16 protein-coding genes are annotated in these 15970 nt (G+C 66.7%); 8 read left to right on the forward strand and 8 right to left on the reverse strand.

Annotated elements, in window-relative coordinates; translation table 11 throughout:
* The first annotated feature begins 28 nt into the window (after window positions 1–28).
* A complete protein-coding gene (locus FCE95_RS11780; RefSeq protein ID WP_137267204.1) occupies window positions 29–517 on the forward strand; it encodes a hypothetical protein in 489 nt (162 codons plus the stop codon).
* A gap of 2 nt (window positions 518–519) precedes the next feature.
* Window positions 520–1581, forward strand: a complete 1062-nt coding sequence (locus FCE95_RS11785; RefSeq protein ID WP_223266879.1) for a serine hydrolase domain-containing protein — start codon at window positions 520–522, stop codon at window positions 1579–1581.
* A gap of 3 nt (window positions 1582–1584) precedes the next feature.
* Here the strand turns inward: FCE95_RS11785 and FCE95_RS11790 are convergent, their stop codons facing one another.
* Complete coding sequence (locus tag FCE95_RS11790; protein ID WP_137267205.1) at window positions 1585–2196, reverse strand: DUF6498-containing protein; 612 nt, start codon at window positions 2194–2196, stop codon at window positions 1585–1587.
* 10 nt (window positions 2197–2206) lie between these two features.
* Window positions 2207–3163 (reverse strand): cysteine synthase A, encoded by a 957-nt coding sequence (gene cysK / locus FCE95_RS11795; RefSeq protein ID WP_137267206.1) that lies wholly within the window; start codon window positions 3161–3163, stop codon window positions 2207–2209.
* 236 nt (window positions 3164–3399) lie between these two features.
* Here cysK and FCE95_RS11800 point away from each other — a divergent pair, with 236 nt between their 5' ends.
* The 5 genes from FCE95_RS11800 (at window position 3400) to FCE95_RS11820 (ending at window position 9872) form a co-directional block, all read left to right on the forward strand.
* On the forward strand, window positions 3400–4467 hold the full coding sequence (locus tag FCE95_RS11800) for an efflux RND transporter periplasmic adaptor subunit (protein WP_137267207.1): 1068 nt from the start codon (window positions 3400–3402) through the stop codon (window positions 4465–4467).
* 3 nt (window positions 4468–4470) lie between these two features.
* Window positions 4471–7647: an efflux RND transporter permease subunit gene (locus FCE95_RS11805; protein ID WP_137267208.1), complete on the forward strand. Its 3177-nt coding sequence runs from the start codon at window positions 4471–4473 to the stop codon at window positions 7645–7647.
* Between the two features lie 35 nt (window positions 7648–7682).
* Window positions 7683–8237 (forward strand): GNAT family N-acetyltransferase, encoded by a 555-nt coding sequence (locus FCE95_RS11810; protein WP_137267209.1) that lies wholly within the window; start codon window positions 7683–7685, stop codon window positions 8235–8237.
* Window positions 8227–9045, forward strand: a complete 819-nt coding sequence (locus FCE95_RS11815; RefSeq protein ID WP_223266880.1) for a TrmH family RNA methyltransferase — start codon at window positions 8227–8229, stop codon at window positions 9043–9045. The genes FCE95_RS11810 and FCE95_RS11815 overlap by 11 nt, the downstream gene beginning before the upstream one ends.
* A 242-nt stretch (window positions 9046–9287) precedes the next feature.
* Window positions 9288–9872, forward strand: coding sequence for a class I SAM-dependent methyltransferase (locus FCE95_RS11820; protein WP_137267211.1), 585 nt, complete (start codon window positions 9288–9290; stop codon window positions 9870–9872).
* A 103-nt stretch (window positions 9873–9975) separates the two neighbouring features.
* Here the strand turns inward: FCE95_RS11820 and FCE95_RS11825 are convergent, their stop codons facing one another.
* The 4 genes from FCE95_RS11825 to FCE95_RS11840 all read right to left on the reverse strand — a co-directional run bounded on the left by FCE95_RS11825 (window position 9976) and on the right by FCE95_RS11840 (window position 13096).
* Window positions 9976–11385, reverse strand: a complete 1410-nt coding sequence (locus FCE95_RS11825; RefSeq protein ID WP_137267212.1) for a M28 family peptidase — start codon at window positions 11383–11385, stop codon at window positions 9976–9978.
* 276 nt (window positions 11386–11661) lie between these two features.
* Window positions 11662–12066, reverse strand: a complete 405-nt coding sequence (mscL, locus tag FCE95_RS11830) for a large-conductance mechanosensitive channel protein MscL (protein WP_137267213.1) — start codon at window positions 12064–12066, stop codon at window positions 11662–11664.
* Window positions 12067–12097: 31 nt separating this feature from the next.
* Complete coding sequence (locus FCE95_RS11835) at window positions 12098–12823, reverse strand: fumarylacetoacetate hydrolase family protein (RefSeq protein ID WP_137267214.1); 726 nt, start codon at window positions 12821–12823, stop codon at window positions 12098–12100.
* Between the two features lie 6 nt (window positions 12824–12829).
* Complete coding sequence (locus FCE95_RS11840) at window positions 12830–13096, reverse strand: hypothetical protein (RefSeq protein WP_137267215.1); 267 nt, start codon at window positions 13094–13096, stop codon at window positions 12830–12832.
* Between the two features lie 84 nt (window positions 13097–13180).
* On the opposite strand from FCE95_RS11840, the gene FCE95_RS11845 reads away from it, so the two are divergent.
* A complete protein-coding gene (locus tag FCE95_RS11845) occupies window positions 13181–13561 on the forward strand; it encodes a Rieske (2Fe-2S) protein (protein ID WP_137267216.1) in 381 nt (126 codons plus the stop codon).
* A gap of 76 nt (window positions 13562–13637) precedes the next feature.
* Here FCE95_RS11845 and FCE95_RS11850 read toward each other — a convergent pair whose 3' ends face one another.
* Both FCE95_RS11850 and FCE95_RS11855 read right to left on the reverse strand, forming a co-directional pair.
* Entirely contained in the window at window positions 13638–14108 is a 471-nt protein-coding gene (locus FCE95_RS11850) for a GlcG/HbpS family heme-binding protein (RefSeq protein WP_137267217.1), read from the reverse strand.
* Between the two features lie 4 nt (window positions 14109–14112).
* On the reverse strand, window positions 14113–15960 hold the full coding sequence (locus tag FCE95_RS11855) for an SLC13 family permease (protein ID WP_137267218.1): 1848 nt from the start codon (window positions 15958–15960) through the stop codon (window positions 14113–14115).
* Between the last annotated feature and the right edge of the window lie 10 nt (window positions 15961–15970).

The following is a 15970-nucleotide window of genomic DNA, read 5'->3' on the forward strand; positions in this document are numbered from 1 at the left end:
CTCCGATCGGCCAGAACGGGGTAGGCGCGTGGCGCAAGGCGAGATCCGGATACCGCCCGAAGCGATCGCGGCCCTGCGCCAAGGGCGCACGATCGAGGCGATCAAACTGCTGCGCGAAGCGACCGGCTTGGACCTCAAGCGGGCCAAGGCCGTCATCGACGCGCGCATCGCCGGCGCGGCCGCGGTCCGCGACCAGGTGGAGTCCGCCAGGTCCGCGTCGAACGAGGCCGCTACCGGCATCGTATTGCCGCGTGACGCCGCCGAAGCGCTGTCGCGCGGCGAAGTGATCGAGGCGATCAAGCGCCTGCGTGCGGCCAATCCGCAGTTCGACCTGAAGACCGCCAAAGAACTGGTCGAGCAGCACCGGCACGGAAACCGGGCGACGGCGGCCGTGCCGGTGATGCAGAAGCGCGTGCCGACTGTGGTCGAAGGCGACCGCGGCAGCCACGGCTGGCTGTGGCTGGTCGCATTGGCGGCGATTTTCGCGCTCTGGTATTTCTTTTCGGGGCAGGGCTGACGATGCGGGCGAACGCGATGCGCCTGGCGGCGCTGCTGTGCGCATTGGCGCTGCCGATCGGCTGCGCGACGGGAGGCAAGACGGTGCAGGAATCGGTCGACGCGCTGATGCGCGATTACGCGGGCGACGGCCCGGGCGCTTCGGTGCTGGTGATCCAGGACGGCAAGCCGGTCGTCGAACGCGCCTACGGCTTCGCCGACTTGGAAGCGCGCACGCCGGCGACGCCGCGCAGCAACTACCGCCTGGCTTCGGTCAGCAAGCAGTTCACCGCCACGGCCGTGCTGCTGCTGGCGCGCGACGGCAAGCTCGGCCTGGACGATCCGGTGCGCAAGTGGCTGCCTTCGTTGCCGGCCAAGGCGGCGGATGCGATCACGATCAAGCATCTGCTCACCCATACTTCGGGCCTGATCGACTACGAAGACCTGATGGCCGAAGACGCCACCGAACAGGTCCACGACGCCGACGTGCTGCGCCTGCTCGAAACGCAGGACCGTACCTATTTCGCGCCGGGCGCCGATTACCGTTACAGCAACAGCGGCTACGCCTTGCTCGCGCTGATCGTCGAAAAAGCCTCCGGCAAGCGCTACGCCGATGTCCTGCGCGAACGGATCTTCCTGCCCTTGGGCATGGACCGTACCGTCGCTTACGAAAAAGGAATATCCGAAGTCGCCGACCGCGCCTACGGCTACAGCCTGATCGACGGCCGTTGGCGGCGCACCGACCAAAGCTCCACCAGCGCGGTGCTGGGCGACGGCGGCATCTATTCGTCGATCGACGACTTGGCCAAGTGGGACGCCGCGCAATACGACGATCGCCTGCTCGACGCGCAGTCGCGCAAGCTCGCCACCACGCCTTGGACCAAGACCGACGATCCGGCGATCGAATACGGCTACGGCTGGCGCATCACCGGCGAAACCTTGTGGCATTCGGGCGAAACGATCGGTTTCCGCAACGTGATCGTGCGCTATCCGCAGCGCCGCTTGACGGTGATGGTGCTGACCAACCGCGACGATCCCGAGCCTTACCGCACCGCGCTGCGCATCGCGGAACTGTTCCTGCGCTAGCGCCTAGGTGCGCGCGACGCGCGCCTTGTCCGCGGATTTTTCCGCCATGCGCCGGTCGATGCCGTCCAGCAGCAGATCGGACGCGGTCTTGAGCGCGGCGAAAAACAGCACCGAACCGCTGCCGCCGAAGACCGAGCCGACGATGATCGCCAAATGCATCGGCACCACCCGCAGGTAAGGCGTGAACATCAGCGCGCCCAGATTGGGCCGTCCGCGCAGATCCGCGGCGTGCTGGACCGCATAGGTCTGGCGCTGCGACAGCGCGAAGGACACGCCGCAGGCCAGCAGTATCAGCGCGTCGCGCAGCTGCCCGACCGGATGCTCCGCGCACAGGAATATCAAATAGGCGAGGTGGAAGAAGCCGTAATGGAGAGTGAAGAACAGGGCGGTGGAGCGTTTTCCCGCTTCGTTCTCCGGCACCGGCTGGTCGTTGGAAGTGAAGCCTTCGGTGCTGAAATCCGCCAGCTGGAGCATGCGTTTGCGCGCGTACCCGCCGACGATCACGCTCTGGATCCAATACGGCCATAGCAGCCAACCCACGTCCCAACGGAAAAACAACGCCGCGGCCAAAGTCGCGGCGTTGCTCAACAGCAGGTTGCGGGCGGAAGGGTTCAAAGTCCGCCCGTCAGCCCAGAGAAGCCAGCCATTCGTCGTCGGAGCCTTCGTTGACGCCTTCGAACAGGAAGGTCGACAGATAGCGTTCGCCGGTATCGGGCAGCATCGCCAGGATCGCGTCGCCGTCCTTCGCCGACTTCGCCACTTCCAGCGCCGCGGCCACGGTGGCGCCGGCCGAGATGCCGACAAACACGCCTTCTTCCGAGGCCAGGCGGCGCGCGGTGTCGCGGGCCAGCACGTCGTCGATCGGCAGGATCTGCGCCGCGGCATCGCGGTTCAGCACCGCCGGAACGAAATCCGGCGTCCAGCCTTGGATCTTGTGCGGCTGCCATTCCTTGCCGCTCAGCAGCGAAGCGCCGGCCGGTTCGCAAGCGGTGACCTTCACTTCCGGGCGCGCGACTTTAAGCACTTCGCCCACGCCCGTCAGCGTGCCGCCGGTGCCCCAGCCGGTGACGAAATGGTCGAGCCGGCGGCCGGCGAAATCGCGCAGGATTTCAGCCGCGGTGGTTTGCCGATGATAAGCGGGATTGGCCGGATTCTCGAATTGCCGCGCCAGGAACCAGCCGTGCTTCTTCGCCAACTCCTCGGCGCGGCGCACCATGCCGCTGCCGCGTTCGGCGGCCGGCGTCAGGATCACTTTCGCGCCGTAAGCGCGCATCAGTTTGCGGCGCTCGATCGAGAAGGTTTCCGACATCGTCGCGACGAATTTGTAGCCGCGCGCCGCGCACACCATCGCCAAGGCGACGCCGGTATTGCCGGACGTGGCCTCGATCACGGTGTCGCCGGGCTTCAACACGCCTTTGGCTTCGGCGTCCAGAATGATGGCGATGGCGAGGCGGTCTTTGACCGAGCCGCCGGGATTGAACGATTCGACCTTGGCGTAGAGTTCGACGTTCGCCGGCGCGATGCGCCGCAGGCGCACGACCGGCGTGCGGCCGATCGTGTCGAGGATGCTGTCGTGGATCATGGCTTCGCTCCTGAGCGGGGGATCGGGCGGATTCCGGAATGAAATGCGTGTGCCGATAGCAAGCGATACGCGAAACGGACACAGGACGGGACGCCCGCGATGCCAGACTGCCGCGTAACGCACGCGAGCGCCAGCGGTTGACCGGAACGGGGCGTTCCGCGCCATGGCCGATGGCATACGTGGGTGTCACGGCCAAAGGCTAGAATCGACGGGATTTGATCCGACCGACCGCGCGAATGCCGATCCGACGCCCGTTCCTCGCCCTTCCGTTCCTGGCCTTGTGCCTGGCCGTGGCCGCTTGCGGCAAGGACGAGGCCGGCGACCGCCGGCAGCCGCCCGCCACCGTCACCACGATCCGTTTGCAACCGGTGCGCTGGAGCGACGAACTGACCGCGCTGGGCACGGCCAAGGCGCGCGAATCGGTCGACATCACCGCCAGCGTCACCCAGACCGTGGCGAGCGTGGATTTCGACAGCGGGCAGTTCGTCAAACGCGGCCAGGGCCTGGTCACGCTGACCCAGGGCCAGCAGAGCGCCAGCGTCGCCGAAGCGCAGGCGTCCTTGCGCGATGCCGAGCAGCTGTACGACCGCAACCGCCGCCTCGCCGACCAGCAACTGATCGCGCGTTCGGAACTGGAAACCCAGCGCACGGCTTTGGAAGCGGCGCGCGCGCGCCTCGCCGCGCAACGCGCCACGGTCGCCGACCGCGTGATCCGCGCGCCTTTCGACGGCGTGCTCGGCCTGCGCTTGGTCAGCGCCGGCACCTTGGTGACGCCGGGCACGCCGATCACCACGCTCGACGACGTTTCGCTGATCAAGTTGGATTTCACCTTCCCCGAGTCGGCGCTGTCGCAATTGGCCGTGGGCCAACGCGTCAGCGCGCGCAGCGACGCGTGGCCCGATGCCGTTTTCGAAGGCACGATCGCCACCATCGATTCGCGCGTCGATCCCGCTACCCGCGCGGTGACGGTGCGCGCCGAAATCCCGAACCCTGACGGCAAGCTGCGCCCCGGCATGCTGCTCGAGGTCGGCGTCGAGCGCGCCGCGCGCCAAACCCTCGCCATCCCCGAATTGGCGCTGCAGCAGTCCGGCGCCAACGCCAGCGTGTTCCGGGTCGAGGCGGGCAACAAGGTCAAGCAGGTGCCGGTGAAGATCGGCGCGCGCCGGCGCGGCGAAGTGGAGATCGTCGAAGGCTTGAAGGCCGGCGACCGCATCGTCGTTGACGGCACGGTCAAGCTGCGCGACGGCTCCGCGATCCAGGACGTGACCCAACAGCAGGCGACCGCGCAAGCGGACGAAGGCTGAGCCATGTTCTTATCGGACGTTTCGATCAAGCGTCCCGTCTTCGCGACGGTGATGTCGCTCATCCTGATCGTGCTGGGCGTGGTGGCCTTCACCCGCCTGCCGCTGCGCGAATTGCCGGACGTGGATCCGCCCATCGTCTCGGTGAGCGCCAGCTACACCGGCGCCTCGGCGGCGGTGGTGGAAAGCCGCATCACGCAAGTGCTGGAAGACGCGATCAGCGGCATCGAAGGCGTGGATTTGATCACCGCCGACAGCCGCAACGGCCGTTCCAACATCAATATCGAATTCACCCTGACCCGCGACATCGAAGGCGCGGCCAACGACGTGCGCGACGCGATCAGCCGCGTCGCCAACCGGTTGCCGCCCGAAATCGATCCGCCGCAGGTGTCCAAGCAGCAGAGCGACTCCGCGCCGATCATGTTCTTCAACCTCAGCGATCCGAACATGACCGCCGAGGAACTCACCGACTACGCCGACCGCTATCTGGCCGACCAGTTTTCGTCGATCGACGGCGTGTCCTCGGTCAACATCGGCGGCGGCCAGCGCTACGCCATGCGCGTGTGGCTGGACGACAAGGCGATGGCCGCGCGCGGGCTGACCGTCGACGACATCAACGGCGCGCTGCAGCGCGAGAACGTCGAGTTGCCGGGCGGCAGCCTGGAATCGACCGACCGCGATTTTTCGCTGCGGGTGATGCGCGGCTATCTCACGCCGGAAAACTTCGAGGAACTGGCGGTCGGCAAGGGCAGCGACGGCCATGTGATCAAGCTGCGCGAGGTGGCGCGGGTCGAACTGGGTTCGGAGGAACGCCGCTCCTATTACCACGGCAACGGCGTGCCGCAGGTCGGCATGGGCATCGTCGCCACGTCCACGGCGAACCAGCTGGAAGTGGCGCACAAGGCCCGGGAATTGGCCGACCGCATGGGCGCCTCGCTGCCCAAGGGCATGAACATCGCCCTGGCCTTCGATTCGACGGTCTTCGTGGACGCGGCGGTGGAGGAGGTCTACAAGACCCTGGCCGAGGCGATCGCTTTGGTGCTGCTGGTGGTGTTCGTGTTCCTGGGCAGCGTGCGCGCCTCGCTGATCCCGGCGGTGACCGTGCCGGTGTGCATCACCGCCGCGTTCATCGCGCTGTACGCGTTCGGATTCTCGATCAACCAGCTGACGCTGTTGTCGCTGGTGCTGTCGATCGGCCTGGTGGTGGACGACGCGATCGTCGTGCTGGAGAACTGCCAGCGCCGCGTCGACCTGGGCGAGCCGCCGCTGCTGGCCGCCGCGCGCGGCACGGGCCAGGTGGCGTTCGCGGTGGTCGCCACGACCGTCGTGCTGATCGCGGTGTTCCTGCCGATCGCCTTCATGGAAGGCAACCAAGGACGGCTGTTCCGCGAACTGGCGGTGGCCGTTGCCGGCGCGGTGCTGATTTCGGGCTTCGTCGCGCTCACGCTGACGCCGATGATGTGCTCGATCCTGCTGAAGCCCCACGCATCCGCGGGTCCTTCCGCGAACAGCCCGGCCGTCCCTGGCCGGACTCTCCATAAAGCGAAAGGCTTCAACAACTGGGTCAACGATCGCCTCGACAACCTGACGCGCTGGTATCGCAACGTGCTCGGCAAAGTGATCGGGCGCGGCTGGCTGCTGGCGATCGCGATGCTGATCACCTTCGCCATCAGCGGCTTGCTGTTCAAGCTGGTGCCTTCGGAGCTCGCGCCGGTCGAGGATCGCGGCAACTTCAACGTCAACGTCACCGGGCCGGAGGGCGCGGGCTACGACTATATGGTCAAGCAGATGGCCGAAGTCGAGAAGCGGTTGCTGGCCTACGCCAGCGGCGATAGGCCCATCAGCCGCGTGATCACGCGCGTGCCCGGCGGTTTCGGCGGCAGCGCGGGGGTGATGAACAGCGGCCGCGCGACCGTCTTCCTGAAGCCGTGGAACGAGCGCGACGTCACCACCCAGCAGGTGATGGAAGAAGTACGCAAGAACTTGTCCGACCTTCCCGGCGTGCGCATCACCGCGGACGTGCAGCAGGGCCTGGTGCGCGGCGGCGGCCGGCCGGTGCAATTCGTGTTGCGCGGGCCCACTTACGAAACGCTGGCGCAGTGGCGCGACCGCATGGTGCGCCGCATGGACGAGAATCCCCGGCTGCTCAACGCAGACTACGACTACAAGGAAACGCTGCCGCAGATCCAGGTCAACATCGACAAGTCGCGCGCCGCGGACCTCGGCGTGCCGGTGCAAGCGATCGGCAACACGCTGCAGACCATGCTCGGCTCGTTGCGCTCGGGCACGTACCAGAAGGACGGTCAAGAGTATTACGTGATGACCCAAGCCGCGCTGGAGGACCGGCGCAGTCCGGCCGACATCACCGGCTTGTACGTGCGTTCCACCACCACCAACCAGCTGATTCCGCTGTCGAACCTGGTGAAGCTGGAAGAGATCGCCGAAGCCGGCACGCTCAGCCGCTTCAACCGGATGCGCGCCATCACGCTCACCGCCGGCCTGGCGCCGGGCTACACGGTCGGCGAGGCGCTCGAATACCTGCGCGGGCTGGCCGCGCAAGAACTGCCGCCGGAAGCGCAGATCGACTACAAGGGCGAATCGCGCGAGTTCCAGAAATCCAGCAGCGCGATCTTCTTCACCTTCGGCATGGCGTTGCTGGTGGTGTTCCTGGTGCTGGCGGCGCAGTTCGAGAGCTTCCTGCATCCGATCGTAATCATGCTGACCGTGCCGCTGGCCATGCTCGGCGCGCTGATCGGCTTGTCGATCTGGGGCACCAGCCTGAACCTGTACAGCCAGATCGGCATCGTCATGCTCGTGGGCCTGGCGGCGAAGAACGGCATCCTGATCGTCGAATTCGCCAACCAGCTGCGCGACGAAGGGCGCAGCGTCGCCGAAGCGATCGTGGAATCGGCCGCCGTGCGCTTGCGTCCGATCCTGATGACCTCGGTGGCGATGATCTGCGGCGCGATCCCGCTGATGCTGTCCACCGGCGCCGGCGCGGCCAGCCGCTCGGCGATCGGCGTGGTGATCGTGTTCGGCGTGGCGTTCTCGACCCTGCTGTCGCTGTTCGCGGTGCCCGCGTTCTACAGCCTGCTGGCGCGCTTCACCCATTCGCCGGAAGCCGTGGCGCACGAACTGGCCAAGCTGGAGAAGGAAGTCCCGCCTGTCGGCGGCCATGCCTGATCGCGTATCCTGCCGATGCACGGCAGGAGGCGGATGTGGATTGGCGCGGCACCGAAATCGAAGTGGGCGACGGCATCCGTCTGCGCGCTTGGCGCGCTGACGATCTGGATGCGCTGGTGCGCCACGCCGACGACGAGCAGGTCTCGCGCGGCGTCAGCGACCGTTTCCCGTGGCCTTACGCCCGCGCCGACGGCGAAGCCTTTCTGGCCGGCAAAGTGATCGATTTCGACCTCGGCCCGGCCTTCGCCATTGAACTCGGCGGCGAGGCCTGCGGCAGCATCGGTGCGCGCCCCGGCCGAGGCGAGCGGCGCCATAGCGCGGAATTCGGCTACTGGCTGGGGCGCGAACATTGGGGCCGCGGCCTGATGACCCGGATCGTGGCGGCGTTCGCGCCTTGGGCGATGCGCGAGCTGCGCTTGTACCGTTTGCAAGCCGGCGTGCTCGACTTCAATATCGGTTCGGCCCGCGTGCTGCAGAAGAACGGCTTCGTCGAAGAAGGCGCGCAGCGCAACGCGGTGTTCAAACGCGAACGCTTGCACGATCTGCGCGTGTTCGCCAAGACCAGGGATGCGCTCGACGATGGCGCGTGAACCGGATTCGCCGTGGCGCAGCAAGCGGTTGCCTTCGACGGGCGGGCACCAGCCGTCCGAGCGGGTGCAGCGCGCCGATCCGAGGGCGGAGCTGCGCTTGTACGGTTTCAACGCGGTGCGGGCGGCGTTCGCGCGCCGGCCCGAAGCCTTGCGCAAGCTCTATCTGACCCAGGCGCGCATACCGCAATTGCAGCTCCTGCTGAAATGGTGCGTGGCCCATCGCATCGGCTATCGCGTGGTCGAAGAGTCCGATCTGCAGAAACTGGCGGCGAGTTCGCATCACGAGGGCGTGGTGGCGGACGTGCTGCGCGAGGAACCGCTGACGCTGGAAGCCTGGCTGCGCGATCTGCCGGCGGGACCGCAATGCGCGATCTGGTTGGACGGCGTCGGCAATCCGCACAATCTCGGCGCGATCCTGCGCTCGGCCGCGCATTTTGGCGCGAGCGCCGTGCTGTTGCCGGAGCATTCGGAGCTGGCGCTGTCCGGCGCTGCGGCACGCGTGGCCGAAGGCGGCGCCGAAGCGGTGCGGTTCGTGCGGCTGCCGTCCGGCGATCGGGCCATCGCGCGTTTGCGCGAAGCGGGTTTCGGCCTCGCCGCGACCGTCGTGGAAGGCGGGGAAGACCTGTTCTCCGCGGCATTGCCGTCGCGTTTGATTTATGTGCTCGGCGCCGAAGGCGAGGGCATGGATCGCGGTTTGGCCGCCGCTTGCGATCTGCGTCTGTCCATTCCCGGCAGCGGTGCGGTCGAGAGCCTCAACGTCGCTTCCGCTTCGGCGGTTCTGTTGGCCGCGTGGTATCCGAAGCGGTGAACGCCGGCGCGCTAGGGCGTTTTCGCAGCCAAGCGGAATGGAGCAGCGTATCGGAGGGCTGGAGAACGTCGGAAACCGAGGCCCTGCAAGCGGCCGCGGACGCGCCTCTCTCGGGCTATTGCGGATTGTGCCGACGAGAAACTTCGTTCCGGCCGCTTCCGGAATCTCCATCGCCTTGGCGCGAAGGCCTGCATTGCCTGCACTGTCGCTGCAATGCGCGACAGCGGGCCGCAGGAACGGTTTTGCTGGACGCGCTGAAGCATTCGCAGGCGCGGGTGTACGCCACCGAGCAGACCAGCGCTTTCTATTTGGCGCTGCGTAGACGCGTGGCCCGTTTGCACGGCAGCGAATTCGGAGTCGGCTTGCGGCAGCGCATGCATTTGGCGCTTTGGTTGCTGCGGAAAGGCGTGCCGCCGTGGATCCGCAGCGAAGATGTGACCGCTCTGCGCTGGTCCGACGCCACGATGGACGGTGTCGTCAGTCTCGACGTATTGGAGCACGTACCCGATTACCGGGCGGCGCTGCGGGAGTTCGCGCGCGTGCTGCGGCCAGGCGGTGCGTTGGCGCTAACGGTGCCTTTCTACGAGTACCAGTCCGAGAACGTGCGGATCGCGCGGCTGGACGCGCGCGGCCGCATCGAGCATCTGGGCGAGCCGGAGTTCCACGGCGATCCGATCCGCGGAGGCGTGCCTTGCTTCCATCACTTCGGTTGGGCTTTGCTGGACGACATGCGCGAAGCCGGTTTCGCCGATGCCCAAGCTTGCCGCGTGCAGGATCCGTCGAGCGGTTTGCCGCAAGGGCAGTGGGTGTTGCTCGCCCGGCGGTGACAGAATTTGTGGGAGCGGCTTCAGCCGCGAGCTCTTTCCACCAGGTCGCAGCGGTCTGCGGCAAAGAGCTCGCGGCTGAAGCCGCTCCCGCAAGAGCAAAGAATCAGCGCTGGCGGCGCGGTTCGGCTTCCTTCGGCGCGCTGCCGAAGCCGCCGTCGGACTGCGCGGAAAGATAGGTGAACACCGCGTACGCCGCCACGTTCTGCGCCAGCACCTTCGGATCGATCTTGTCGAGCGTGTCGTCGGCGTTGTGGTGCAGATCGAAGTAGTCGGTGCCGTCGTGGCCCAGCCAGCCCCAGGCCATGCCGCGCGCGGTCAGCGCGCCGATGTCCGATTCCGGATCGCCCTTGCCCGGCAGACGCTCGATGCCGAGCGGCGCCAAGGCTTGCGCGATCTGTTCGATTGCCGGCTTGGCGAAGTCCGGCGCGCTGCTGTCGAAACCGTAGATGCGGCCCGCGCCGAAATCGCTTTCCGCGGCGATGTGGTGCTTTTCGACATCCTTGAAATACTTCTCGGCATAGGCGCGGCCGCCGAACAGGCCCTGTTCCTCGTTGGCGAACGCGACCACGCGGATCGTGCGCGCCGGCTTGAGCGGCTTGATCAGCGCCGCGGCGGCCATGGTGATGCCGACGCCCGCGCCGTCGTCGATCGCGCCGGTGCCATGGTCCCAGGAATCCAGATGGCCGCCGATCAGCACGACTTCATCGGGCTTCTTGCTGCCGCGGATCTCGCCGATCACGTTCTGCGAGGTGTATTCGCCGTCGTAACCGCAATCCAGCGCCACGCGCACCTGGGTCGGGCCCAGCGCAACCAGGCGCGCCAGTTGATCCGCATCCGGAATCGACAGCGCCGCGGCGGGGATCGGCTTCAGGCCTTCCTCGAAGCGGGTGGCGCCGGTGTGCGGCGTGCGATGCGATTCGGTGCCGGCCGAGCGCATCAGGAACGCGACCGCGCCCTTGCGCACCGCCGCCGACGGACCGCGGCCGCGGATGCCGCCGCCGTTGCGGTAGTCGCTGCCGTCCTGCGCTTTCTTCATCTGGTAGTCGACGAAGGCGATCTTGCCCGCCAGCGAACCGTCGGGCGCCGCTTGCAGCGCGGCGAGGTCGGGGAAGCGGACGACTTCGGCTTCCACCGTGCCGCCCGGGCTGCCGCCCAGCGCGGTCAGGTAAAGCTTCTGCGAATGCGCGCCGAGCACTTCGCCGTGCTCGCTGCGGCGCACCCATTTCGGGAACGTCACCGGCTCGGTCCAGACCTTGTCGTAGCCGAGTTGCTTGAACTTGGCGACCGCCCAGGCGACCGCGCGCGCATCGGCTTCGCTGCCGGCCAGGCGCGGGCCGACTTCGGTGGTCAAGGATTCGGTGATCTTCCAGCCCAGATCGCTGGCCAAGGCTTTTTCGCGCAGTTTCGCGGCTTCGGCGACGGCGGAGGCGGGAATCGTGGTTCGCTGCTGCGCGAGAGCGGCGGAGCAGGCGACGGACAAGGCTAACGCGGCGATCGACAGCGAAAAACGCATTGCAATCCCCCGGGACGCGGCAAAGCCGCGAGCTTAGCAGCCCGCGGCTGCGCGTCTTTGTGCCAGTCGTCATGGCCGCCGTTGCGTTTCGCAGGGGGCCATTGTTCCGCGGTTGTAGAGTCGAGCTTGCTCGACTGCTTTTGCCTTTGTAGGAGCGGCTTTAGCCGCGAGTTTTTTCTCTGAAATCGCTGCGATGCCGCGATATGAAGGAAAGAGCTCGCGGCTAAAGCCGCTCCTACAAAAGCCCGGTTCGAAAGAGAGCCGGGCCGGAGTAGTTCAGCGCTTGAGGCTGTCGCGGATCTCGCGCAGCAGCAGCACTTCTTCCGCCGGTGCGGCGGGCGCTTCGGGCGGCTTGCGGTTCATGCGGTTGATCGCCTTGACCACCAGGAAAATGGCGAAGGCGACGATGACGAATTGCACGACCGCGTTCAGGAATTCGCCGATGCCGATCGCGATCGCCGGTATTTCCTTGCCGGCCGCATCCACGCCGGCTTCCTTCAGCGTGATCGCCCATTTCGAGAAATCCACCCCGCCGATCAGCATGCCGATCGGCGGCATGATGATCTTGTCGACCAGCGCGGTGACGATCTTGCCGAACGCGGCGCCGATCACCACGCCCACGGCGAGGTCGACCACGTTGCCGCGCATCGCGAATTCCTTGAATTCACCCATCATGCCCATCGCCACTCCTCCATTCCGCGGTTGGGAGAGGCTAGGCTACACCGGTCCCGGTGGGCGGTGCGATGACGCCCTGCAATTCGGCCACGCCGTCGAGCCGGGCATGGAAAGCGTCGCCGACCTGCAGCGGGCCGACGCCGGCCGGGGTGCCCATGAAGATCAGGTCGCCGGCGCGCAGCGCGTAGAGCTTGGACAACTCGTGCAGGATGTCGCCGATATCCCAGATCAAGTCCGACAGCGCGCCGTGCTGGCGCTGTTGGCCGTTGATCTCCAGGGTCAGTGTGCGTCCGTAGAGTCCATCCACTTGCGCGGCCGGCACCAATTCGCTGATCGGAGCGGAATGATCGAAGGCTTTGCCGGTATCCCAGGGCAGGCCTTTAGCCTTGGCCGCGGCTTGCAGATCGCGCCGGGTCAGATCCAAACCGATGCCGTACGCGTACACCAGCGCCATCGCCGCGTGCGGATCGAGCACGCCGGCGGGCGCGTCGCGGCCCAGCGCCGCCACCAGTTCGATTTCGTGATGCAGATCGTGCGTGCCGTGCGGATAAGGCACGATCCCGTCGACGACGATGGCGTCGGCGGGTTTGAGGAAGAACACCGGTTGCCCGCGTTCGGCTTTCGATGCCGGCGCGACCGCGCCCATTTCGCGGGCGTGGTCGGCGAAATTGCGGCCGACGCAGTAGATGCGCCGCACCGGGAACGTGCCGCCGCCGCGCAGCGGAACGCGCGGCGTAACGGGCGCCGGAATCGCGTCGGTCACGGAGGCTTAGCGCAGCAGAGGTTTGCCGACGACGCGATATTCGCCTTCGACGACGTTCTTGTCGGCGGCGACCGGTTTGCCGCGCTGGCGCCACAGCTTGATCAGCAGGCCCGCCGCCAGCATCGCCGCGCCGACGAACAGGCCGAACACCAGCAGCACCGCCAACAACGCCAATCCGACTAGGCCGAACGCGATGCGCAGCAGCGGATGGCGCGGTTTGCGCGGCGCGAAGGCCCAGCGCACGGAATCGCGATGGAAACGGAAAGCGGTCATCGGCGGCGGTCGTGACAGAATGCGGCCCGAAGGCGGGCGGCAAGTATCGGACAGCGCCTCGGAGCAGTTGTAAGGAGTTTGTTAATGTTTGATGACAGCCGGTTTGATGACAGTCGCCCAGATCATCGCCAGCAGCGGCTGATCGGCCTGGCCGAGATCCAGGACGGCGGCTTCGCGGAGGCCGAGGCCTCCCTGGGTGGGGATGCGGAGTCCTTGATCCTGTATCGCGACGGCGATCGGGTCCGCGCCTGGCTCAACGTTTGCCCGCATGCCGGCCGGCGGTTGGATTGGGCGCCGGGCAGGTTCCTGAAAAGCAAAGAAGGGCATCTGGTGTGCGCGTCGCACGGCGCCAGCTTCTCGTTGGAAAACGGTGTGTGCGTCGCCGGGCCTTGCCGCGGCGCTTCTTTGCGCGCGATCGAGGTGACCGTGCAAGGCGATGAGGTGTTCCTGTGGGAGCGGCTTTAGCCGCGAGTTCTTCGTTCCAAGTCGCTGTCGTCTGATGGAAAGAGCTCGCGGCTGAAGCCGCTCCCACAAAAGAGCGCTAGAACCCGGCGGCTTGCATGCCCGCGCGCGCGATCTCGGCGTCGATATTGGACTGCGCGCCCGACACGCCGACCGCGCCGACCACTTCCTCGCCGACCTTCAGCATCAGCCCGCCTTCGATCGGCAAACTGTCGGGCAGGCCGAGCACGACGTTGTTGCCTTTCTCCAGCAGGTTCTGGTGGAAAACGGTGTCGCGGCGGAAATTGACCGCATGTTCGGCCTTGCGGACGGCGACATCGACGGTCGAGTTGGAAGTGCCGTCCATGCGCGAGAAGTGCACCAGCCGACCGGCTTCGTCCAATACCGCGATGCTGACCTTGAGGCCGCGCTTGGCCGCTTCCTGTTCGGCCGCGGCGACCAGGCGTTTGGCGGCGTCCAGATTCACCGATTTCCTGACGGCGTAGTTTTCCGCGGCCGTGGCGGGCGCGAGGAAGGCGAGGGCGAGCAGTGCGGGCAATAGGCGCTTCATCGGATCATTTCCCCCAAAACATCACGTTGACCGCCAGCACCGTGATCGCGATATAGATCAGGGCTAACGGTCCGCCGATCTTCCACAATTCCTTGGAGGTATAGCCCGCCGGGCCGGTGATCATCGACATCACCGGATTGGACGCGGTCATGAAATTGTTCGACGCCGATAGCGCCACGATCAGCGCGAACGCGGTCGGATTGCCGCCCGCGGCCAAGGCCAGGTTGACCGCCATCGGCACCATCACGATGGTCGCGCCGACGTGGCTGATCACCAGCGCGAACGACGTCGTCAGCACGCCGACCGCGATCTCCAGCACCCACACCGGCAATCCTTCCGGCAAGCGGGCGATGGTGTGCCCGGCGATCCAGGCCGCCGCGCCGCTGGAATCCATCGCCCAGCCCAACGGAATCAGGCAGGCCATCAGGAACACCGTCTTCCAATTGATCGCGGCGTAGGCTTCGTCGATGTGCAGCACGCCGGCGATCAGCATGCCGGCCACGCCGGTCATCAGCGCGATCGACACCGGGATGCGCGAGCTCAGCGCCAGCAGCATGGTGATCGCGAAGATCGTCATCGCGATCTTGAACTTGTGCGGCCGCTGCTCGCCTTTCGGATAGTCGGTGACGACCACGAAATCCTTGGCCGCCGCGGCTTCGCCCAGGTCCTGCCAGATGCTGTGCAGCACCAGCATGTCGCCGGCGCGCAGCGGCACCTGGCGGACGTTGTCGCGGATCACGTCCTTGTCGCGGTTGATCGCCAACAGGCTGATACCGCTCTGCTTGCGCAACTGCAGGTCGGCCGAGGTCTTGCCGATGAATTTCGACGTCGGCGGCACCACCGCTTCGGAAATGCCGGCGCGGCTGGGGTTGAACAGGTCGCGGAATTCGCGCAGGCGCGTGCTCATGCGCAGGAACTGGTTCTGGGCGAAGTCGGCGACCTTGTCGCGCGGGCCCATCGCGCCGAGCACGCTGCCGACCCAGATGCGCGCATCGGCCGGCGGCGCCAGCCGCGATTCGTTGCCGGTCTTCAGCGCCAGCAGCAGCGGCGCGCCGCGCAGGGATTCGGCTTCGCCCAGCGACATGCCGACCAGCGGACTGTCGGCGCTGACGGTGAGTTCGAACACGTCGCCTTCGATGCCGTAGGCGCGGGCGAAATAGCTTTCGGTGCGGGCCGGAGTGACGCCGCCTTCGCTCTCGTCGCTCAGGCGCTTGTCGCCGTAGTAGCGGAAGTACAGCAGCGACGCGCCCAGCAGCGCCAGGCCGATCGGCAGCGGCGCGAACATGCGCAGCGGCTCCAGCGTCGCGGCGCCGGAAGGCAAGTTGCTGTTGGCCGAGACCAGCAAGTCGTTGAGCAGGATCAGCGGCGAGTTGCCCACCATGGTCAGCGCGCCGCCCATCACGATCGCCGCCGCGATCGGCAACAGCAGCCGCGACAGCGCCAAGCCGGTGCGCGAGCTCAAGCGCGAGGCGACCGGCAGGTACAGCGCCATCACCGACGGGTTCTGCATGATCGACGAATTCAAACCGGCGACCGCGGTGGTCAGCAGCAGCAGGCGCTGCTCCACGCCGTGCGCGCGCCGCAGCAGCCACCCGGCCAAACGGTTGAGCGCGCCGGTGCGTTCCAGGCCGGCGCCCAAAATCATGGTGGAAATGACGCTGATTACCGCGCCGCCGGAGAAACCGCCGAACAGGTCCTCGGGCGCGACCAAGCCGGTCAGCCCCAGCAGCACCAGCACCACCAGCGCGACCACGTCGGCGCGGATCCGGTCGAATAGGAACAGCGCCATCGTCAGGCCGACCAGCCCGAGGACGAGCTTCATGTCGGCGGTGAGGATCAGCGCGCTGTCCATGTCTTGCGGC

Source organism: Luteimonas gilva, from assembly GCF_005239095.1.
Taxonomy (GTDB): domain Bacteria; phylum Pseudomonadota; class Gammaproteobacteria; order Xanthomonadales; family Xanthomonadaceae; genus Luteimonas_C; species Luteimonas_C gilva.

What these genes read in the sequence shown, in the direction of transcription:
- FCE95_RS11815 (WP_223266880.1), top strand. Translation starts at nt 8,227, where the DNA reads ATGGCGCGTGAACCGGATTCGCCGTGGCGCAGCAAGCGGTTGCCTTCG.
- mscL (WP_137267213.1), bottom strand. Translation starts at nt 12,066, where the DNA reads ATGGGCATGATGGGTGAATTCAAGGAATTCGCGATGCGCGGCAACGTG.
- FCE95_RS11840 (WP_137267215.1), bottom strand. Translation starts at nt 13,096, where the DNA reads ATGACCGCTTTCCGTTTCCATCGCGATTCCGTGCGCTGGGCCTTCGCG.
- FCE95_RS11805 (WP_137267208.1), top strand. Translation starts at nt 4,471, where the DNA reads ATGTTCTTATCGGACGTTTCGATCAAGCGTCCCGTCTTCGCGACGGTG.
- FCE95_RS11800 (WP_137267207.1), top strand. Translation starts at nt 3,400, where the DNA reads ATGCCGATCCGACGCCCGTTCCTCGCCCTTCCGTTCCTGGCCTTGTGC.
- cysK (WP_137267206.1), bottom strand. Translation starts at nt 3,163, where the DNA reads ATGATCCACGACAGCATCCTCGACACGATCGGCCGCACGCCGGTCGTG.
- FCE95_RS11845 (WP_137267216.1), top strand. Translation starts at nt 13,181, where the DNA reads ATGTTTGATGACAGCCGGTTTGATGACAGTCGCCCAGATCATCGCCAG.
- FCE95_RS11785 (WP_223266879.1), top strand. Translation starts at nt 520, where the DNA reads ATGCGGGCGAACGCGATGCGCCTGGCGGCGCTGCTGTGCGCATTGGCG.
- FCE95_RS11855 (WP_137267218.1), bottom strand. Translation starts at nt 15,960, where the DNA reads ATGGACAGCGCGCTGATCCTCACCGCCGACATGAAGCTCGTCCTCGGG.
- FCE95_RS11850 (WP_137267217.1), bottom strand. Translation starts at nt 14,108, where the DNA reads ATGAAGCGCCTATTGCCCGCACTGCTCGCCCTCGCCTTCCTCGCGCCC.
- FCE95_RS11825 (WP_137267212.1), bottom strand. Translation starts at nt 11,385, where the DNA reads ATGCGTTTTTCGCTGTCGATCGCCGCGTTAGCCTTGTCCGTCGCCTGC.